The 5,770-nt window shown below is 69.5% G+C and carries 7 protein-coding genes and 1 pseudogene; 5 read left to right on the plus strand and 3 right to left on the minus strand.

Annotated features, from left to right (window positions below; genetic code table 11):
• Nucleotides 1–98 precede the first annotated feature (98 nt).
• Entirely contained in the window at nucleotides 99–992 is an 894-nt protein-coding gene (locus tag ABZY11_RS42430; RefSeq protein WP_356484295.1) for a pentapeptide repeat-containing protein, read from the plus strand.
• Between the two features lie 101 nt (nucleotides 993–1,093).
• A complete protein-coding gene (locus ABZY11_RS42435; protein WP_356484296.1) occupies nucleotides 1,094–1,249 on the plus strand; it encodes a hypothetical protein in 156 nt (51 codons plus the stop codon).
• A gap of 237 nt (nucleotides 1,250–1,486) precedes the next feature.
• Here ABZY11_RS42435 and ABZY11_RS42440 read toward each other — a convergent pair whose 3' ends face one another.
• Both ABZY11_RS42440 and ABZY11_RS42445 read right to left on the minus strand, forming a co-directional pair.
• A complete protein-coding gene (locus ABZY11_RS42440) occupies nucleotides 1,487–2,281 on the minus strand; it encodes an SAM-dependent methyltransferase (protein ID WP_356484297.1) in 795 nt (264 codons plus the stop codon).
• Entirely contained in the window at nucleotides 2,278–3,147 is an 870-nt protein-coding gene (locus ABZY11_RS42445) for a helix-turn-helix transcriptional regulator (protein ID WP_356484298.1), read from the minus strand. The genes ABZY11_RS42440 and ABZY11_RS42445 overlap by 4 nt, the downstream gene beginning before the upstream one ends.
• A gap of 166 nt (nucleotides 3,148–3,313) precedes the next feature.
• Here ABZY11_RS42445 and ABZY11_RS42450 point away from each other — a divergent pair, with 166 nt between their 5' ends.
• The gene (locus tag ABZY11_RS42450; protein WP_356484299.1) at nucleotides 3,314–3,625 is read left to right on the plus strand and encodes a hypothetical protein; all 312 of its coding nucleotides are present in this window, start codon (nucleotides 3,314–3,316) and stop codon (nucleotides 3,623–3,625) included.
• 337 nt (nucleotides 3,626–3,962) lie between these two features.
• Nucleotides 3,963–4,055: pseudogene (locus tag ABZY11_RS42455) on the plus strand (helix-turn-helix domain-containing protein); the annotation flags it as partial.
• A gap of 61 nt (nucleotides 4,056–4,116) precedes the next feature.
• Here ABZY11_RS42455 and ABZY11_RS42460 read toward each other — a convergent pair.
• Complete coding sequence (locus ABZY11_RS42460) at nucleotides 4,117–4,830, minus strand: helix-turn-helix transcriptional regulator (protein ID WP_356484300.1); 714 nt, start codon at nucleotides 4,828–4,830, stop codon at nucleotides 4,117–4,119.
• 138 nt (nucleotides 4,831–4,968) lie between these two features.
• On the opposite strand from ABZY11_RS42460, the gene ABZY11_RS42465 reads away from it, so the two are divergent.
• Complete coding sequence (locus tag ABZY11_RS42465; protein WP_356484301.1) at nucleotides 4,969–5,460, plus strand: GNAT family N-acetyltransferase; 492 nt, start codon at nucleotides 4,969–4,971, stop codon at nucleotides 5,458–5,460.
• The last annotated feature ends 310 nt before the right edge of the window (nucleotides 5,461–5,770 follow it).

Below are 5,770 nucleotides of genomic sequence, written 5' to 3' on the forward strand. Positions count from 1 at the left end.
TGCAGTACCGGCCCGACACCCTCGACGGCTTCATAGCCGGCACCGGCCTGGCCGTCGACACCCCAACGTCACCCTAACCAGCCGAAGTCAGTAACGCCGTGCGGCAAACGGTGCTGGCAGCATTCGCGGGTATCTCTGTTCTGGCCGGCCTGGTGTACACCGCGCGCTCATACGCACTGTCTCGCCGCGGCCAGGTGACAGAACGGTTCCGTGCTGCCATCGAACAGCTCGCTTCCGGCAAGCTCGAAGTGCGGCTCGGCGGCGTGTACAGCCTGGAGCACCTACTGACCGAGTCCCCACAAGAACACACAGCCATCGTGAACGTCCTGGCCGGGTTCATCCACAACACCACACACCGCGGTCCATCGAGCGACCCCCTGGCTCTGCCCCACGAGCGGAACCCGTCACACCGTGAAGTTGCGTGGGGCATCGAACTCCCCGCTGACCTTCAGGCTGCAGTCAACGTCCTCGCCCGACGTCCAGACCGGCACGAACCGCGCCGTGTGGACTTGCGCAGGGCGGGACTGGCCGGACTCAGCTTGCGGCACTTCGAGTTCGATTCTCCGCCCAGCCTGTCATGGATGTTTCTGACCTCAGCCGACCTGCGCAGGGCCGACTTGCGGGGGGTGGACTTCCGACGCTCGATCCTCAACTACGCGGACCTCTGCCTCGCCTGGCTGGGCGAGGCCCGCCTGGACGGTGTAGAGCTGTTCGCTGCTGATCTGCGCGGCGCCCACATGAACGAAGCGATATTGGTTCAGACCAACCTGCGCGCCGCCGACCTGCGTGAATGTGAAGGGCTCACTGCACATCAGCTCTCGGTGGCAGCGATAGACATGACCACACGACTTCCCGACGTACTTCAAGACGATCCATGGGTTGTAGCCCGTCTTGAGGATTGCGGCACCTGGGACAGGCAGCACGGGGCTACTACCTGTGCTCCTCCGACACCTCAACCCCCTCAGGCGCGCCGGATCTCTGCCGGGCTGTAACACGAAGTCCTTCTTGTCAAGCTCCGTGGCGCGGGCGTTCCGGGTCTTGCCCGGGCGGCGGTCGAAGGCTCCCGTGTCCGGGCGGTTTGGCGGGTGCGTGGGTGGAACGCATGCGCCGGGCGCGCCGCACCGAACGCAGCCTGGCCTGCGACGAGCCGGCAAAGGGCGACAAGGACCCGGGGAACTGGTATCCCCCGCTGGCGACCTGCTGGTGCACCTACAGCTGTAGCAGATCCTTCATGACGCTCTCCGGATGACGTCTCCTGTTTGTTCCGGCAGGACGAAGCCGTTCGACCAGCATGTCGCATACGACGAGGGCGCGGACCGGCAGGCAGAGGATGGGGGGTTGGACGGGAGGCGGCGGAGGGGCCGGTGGACCGCTGCCGGGGGCGCCCGGTGGACTGCCCGGCCCGTGCGACGGCACGAGCCGGGCGGCTCCAGGACGAGTACGGGTGTCTCGCGACGAGAGGCGTCTTCGTGCGCGAGCAGCAGGATCAGGCTGCCTTGTAGGCGACATACCCCCATTGTTCGGTGTCCGGGCCGGCGCCGGTGTGCTGGTCGGGGAACCAGCGGTTGATCGGTCCGAGGCCGGGCGGGGGGATGGTGAGGCCTTTTGCCATCGCGGTCATGGCCTCGGCGGAGCTCGTCACGTAGGGGATGGTCCCGGAGGCTCCGTAGGAGTCGCTCGCGGCGTCGGTCTCCGGTGATGCCAGGGTCGTGCACAGGACCAGGCAGCTGCCCGGCGCGAGGCGGGCCGTGTACCTCTGCACCAGGGCGGCGGCCTCGGCGGGGTCGGTGACGTGGCCGATGACGGACATCAGCATCAGCGCGACCGGCCGGTCCAGGTCCAGCGTCCGCGCGGCGTGGGCGAGCACCGTGTCCGGGTCCGTCAGGTCGGCGTCCACGTAGTCGGTGGCGCCCTCGGGTGTGCTGGTGAGCAGGGCTCGGGCGTGCGCGAGGACGATCGGGTCGTGGTCGACGTAGACGATCCGGGCGTCGGGTGCGACGCGCTGCGCGACTTCGTGGGTGTTGTCGGCGGTCGGGAGTCCGGTGCCGATGTCGAGGAACTGCCGGTACCCCTCCTCGCCGGCCAGGTGCCGTACGGTCCGTCCGAGGAAGGCGCGGGTCGCGAGGGCCAGGTCGACCATGGCGGGGTACTCGCGCTTGATCTGCTCGCCGAGTTCCTGGTCCGCGGCGAAGTTGTCCTTTCCGCCCAGCAGGTAGTTCCAGAATCTTGCGGAGTGCGGTTTCTCGGGCTGGAGGTCCAGATCCTGCGTGCCGTCGGTCATGAAGGTGATTCCTTTCCGGTCCGGATGCGGTGCGTCGGGGGTGGAGCGAGAGCCGCGGTCGCGTCCATCGCGGCGAGGTAGGCGAGGACCGCTCCCTTGTCCTCCGTGACCGTCGCGGCTTCCGGGTGAAGGCCGCGCACGATCAGCCGGTCGGCGAGCTGCGGGTGGGTGTAGCGCAGGATGTCCGCGGATCCGCTCAGCAGCAGCGGGTGCTGTCCGGCCGCGGTGGGGATCACCTGCAGGGTGACCGCCCCCCGGTGTACGGCGACGTGGTCCAGGTGGGCAAGCTGCTCGGCCATCACGTCCCGGTCCCCGATCACCCGCTCCAGTACAACGCCCTCGATCAGGGCCCACAACCGTACGGGCCGGTCCGTGCGGCGGACGGTGTGCAGCTGCCGTTCCTCCAGGAGCCGCAGCCGCCGGCCGATCTCCTCCGCACCGGCGCGGGGGTGACGCAGCTTCAGGAGCGCACGGGCGTAGCCGGGGGTCTGGAGCAGCTCGGGGACCACTCCGGGGGCGTAGGTGCGGATCAGGCTGGCTGCTGATTCCAGATCGATCACACCGGCCAGGTGGTCGGGGAGGATGTCGCGGTACGGGTGCCACCATCCCGGCCGCCGCGCCTCCTCCAGTGACGCCAGGACCGTCTCCGCCTCGGCGTCCGGCGTCCCGTACAGGCGCAGCAGGTGGGTCACCGTCGCGCGGCGTGGGGCGGTCCTGGCGAGCTCCAGACGGCTGAGCGTCATTTCGTGCACGCCGAGCGCCGCCGCGGCGGCCTCCAGGGTGAAGCCCGCGGCTTCACGCCTGGAGCGCAGCTCGGAGGCGAACAGCCGCAGGGCCACGGTGGGGCCGGAACGGGGCCGTGACACAGGCAGGATTCCCTTCTCGATCGGCGGGTGTCGCACTCTACGATCCAGCAGCGACCGCTTGCCCCGCACTCTGCAGGGTTGCAGAGTGTCGGGTCACCTTCCATAGTGGATTAGGCCAAGCGGCCGAAAACCTCCTCCGGCCGTCCCCGTAGGAGTGGAGGCATACATGTACGTCTGCATGCCGGCGGACCTCGACTCGATCCGCCACACCCAGCGCGTCGTCGCTGCCGAGCTCCGGCTGCGGCGCTGCCCTCCTGAGCAGATAACCGACATTCAGCGCGTCGTGGCAGACCTCCTCGATCCGCTCTGCCGGACGGCAGACATCAGCCAGTACGGCCTCACCATCCAGCAGTCCCCCACCGCCCCGGCAGCAATCCGCGTGAGCGTGAACTCGGGCGGCACGAACATGCAGCGCGAGATCCCTGTCCCTCGTATCCCCCACCCCCGGCCTCCCGCCGACGACAGCCCGGACCTTTGAGCGGGGCCGCCCAACAGAAAGAGCCGCCTGATGACGGCCGCTGTCGTACGCGCCGTGTACGCGGACGGAGGGCTCACTCCGGCAGCCGCCGCGGCGATGGGGTGAACCACTGAGGGTGGCCGAATTGGACGCCCGGGGAGGGCTGATCAACGGGGTCCGGCGCCCCTGGGAGTCACTGACTCCGGCCGAGCGGCGTCGCCTGGTCGTGCCGGAGGACGGTTCGTGCCTTCTGGCGGTGAAGAACGGCGGTCCGTTCACCGCCCGGGCGACGGTCTTCGATCGGACCTCCGGCCTGCGGAGCATCCGCAGGGGCGCCGGGTCGGTGGTGACCTGGCGCGCGAAGTCCAAGCCGGCCGAACACGGCCTGCTGTTTTCGACCTGGAGCCTGGTCGAGCCGGCCGACTTCCTGGTCGCCGAGGGGGCGGTCGACGAGAACGGATCCGGGCGTCGTGTGTCCGTCGGCGAGTGCGTTTCCGACGACTGCCCAAGGGTCAGAGATCAGCTGGCGGCAGGCCCAGATGGTCGTGCCATGCCCGGCGGCCGGTGACGGTCACGGCGAGCGCACGAGTCGTGCCGATCCGCGTGACCCAGCCGACGGTGAGGGCGTGGCTGCACAGAGCGGCACCCACCGCGCCGGCCAGGTGGGGGCGGCGCTCGGTCCAGTCCAGGCACGCGCGCACCAGCGGGCGGCGCGAGCCGCTCGGCACCGTGATACCGACCTCGGCCAGCCAGGCCGCGCCCCCACCGGTCAGCCCCGGCTCGGGCCCCCACTCCAGCAGGCCGCGCTTGACCATCGCGTCGGTGATCGCCAGCGCGACGGAGCCGGCCAGGTGGTCGTAACACAGCCGCGCACGGGCCAGTGCCTGCTGACGGCCGGAGGCCGACAGCGAACGCGGCCGGGCAGTCTGCTGCGGGGCCAGCGCGGCGAGGCTCTCGATCAGCTCGACCACCCGGCGGTCGGCCACCCGCAGGTAACGGTGGCGTCCGTGCCGCTCCTCGACGAGGAGCCCACCACCGACGAGCAGGTTCAGATGCGATGTCGCGGTCGAGGGCGCGACCCCGGCATAGCGTGCGAGCTCGTTCGCCGTCCACGCCCGGCCATCCAGCAGCGCCAGGCAGAAGGCAGCCCGGGTCCCGTCGGCAAGCAGCCTGGCCACGGCCGCCAGGTCCACGCCCACGTCCTGACCTGCGCGCTGAATACCCATGTCCCCGATTGTCGCCGATCACACTTCGACGTCCGTCGAAGCGTCCACGCCTTAGCGTCGCCGGATGCGCAGGGCACGCCTGCGCGCCCTGCACCTGCACCGGAGGCGCGCCGCCTCCGCTCACGTACCGGAGGAACCATGCCCGCATCCGACACGACCGTCACCGCGTCACCGCCTCCCGAACCCCGGATGGACCTCACTGTCACCGATGCCCCGATGCCCGCGGACATCGCGGTGATCTCCGACGCGCTGGACCGGTTCAACATCGAGAGGACGGGCGTCGACGACCGCAGACCGCTCGCCGTTCTGGTCCGTGATCCCGAGTCGCACCAGGTGATCGGCGGACTGACCGGGCGCACCTCGCTCGGGCTGTTCTTCGTCGACCTCTTCTTCCTGCCGCCCGAGCTGCGCGGCAGCGGGCTGGGCGGGGAGATCCTTCGACAGGCCGAGGACGAGGCCCGTGCCCGCGGCTGCCGCGCCGCCGTGCTCTACACGATCACTTTCCAGGCACCCGGTTTCTACCGGAAACAAGGTTGGAAGCGCCTGGGAGAGGTCCCCTGCGATCCGCCGGGCACCAGTCGCGTCTTCATGACCAAAGAACTCGCTGCCCAGACCGACAACAGAGTCTGATCAGGCAACGGGGACGAACGTTCTCGGGCCTTGACCCCGGTTCCTGCGGCGGACGGTGGTGGGGGAGGGGGTGCGGGAGAGGGGCGGTGTGGGCGGGGTGTGCCGGGTGGTGGTGTGCGTTGTGTTGGGCTGTTCGTGTAACAGGGGTGTATTGGGGGGTGGTTGGGTGGAACGGGGCACGGGGCCGGGCGGGTCTTGGTGATCAGAAGTGCTCGCTCGTACAGGCTTGTACCGAGCAGGCGACACCACCCCCCACTGATGCTGAGGAAGATTCGATGCGCGTTCACAAGCTGACCTTCGCTGCCCTGGC

It is taken from the genome of Streptomyces sp. NPDC006510 (genome assembly GCF_040611955.1).
GTDB lineage: Bacteria > Actinomycetota > Actinomycetes > Streptomycetales > Streptomycetaceae > Streptomyces.

Coding starts and splice junctions, on each gene's coding strand:
- ABZY11_RS42440 (WP_356484297.1), bottom strand. CDS start 2,281: ATGACCGACGGCACGCAGGATCTGGACCTCCAGCCCGAGAAACCGCAC.
- ABZY11_RS42450 (WP_356484299.1), top strand. CDS start 3,314: ATGTACGTCTGCATGCCGGCGGACCTCGACTCGATCCGCCACACCCAG.
- ABZY11_RS42460 (WP_356484300.1), bottom strand. CDS start 4,830: ATGGGTATTCAGCGCGCAGGTCAGGACGTGGGCGTGGACCTGGCGGCC.
- ABZY11_RS42465 (WP_356484301.1), top strand. CDS start 4,969: ATGCCCGCATCCGACACGACCGTCACCGCGTCACCGCCTCCCGAACCC.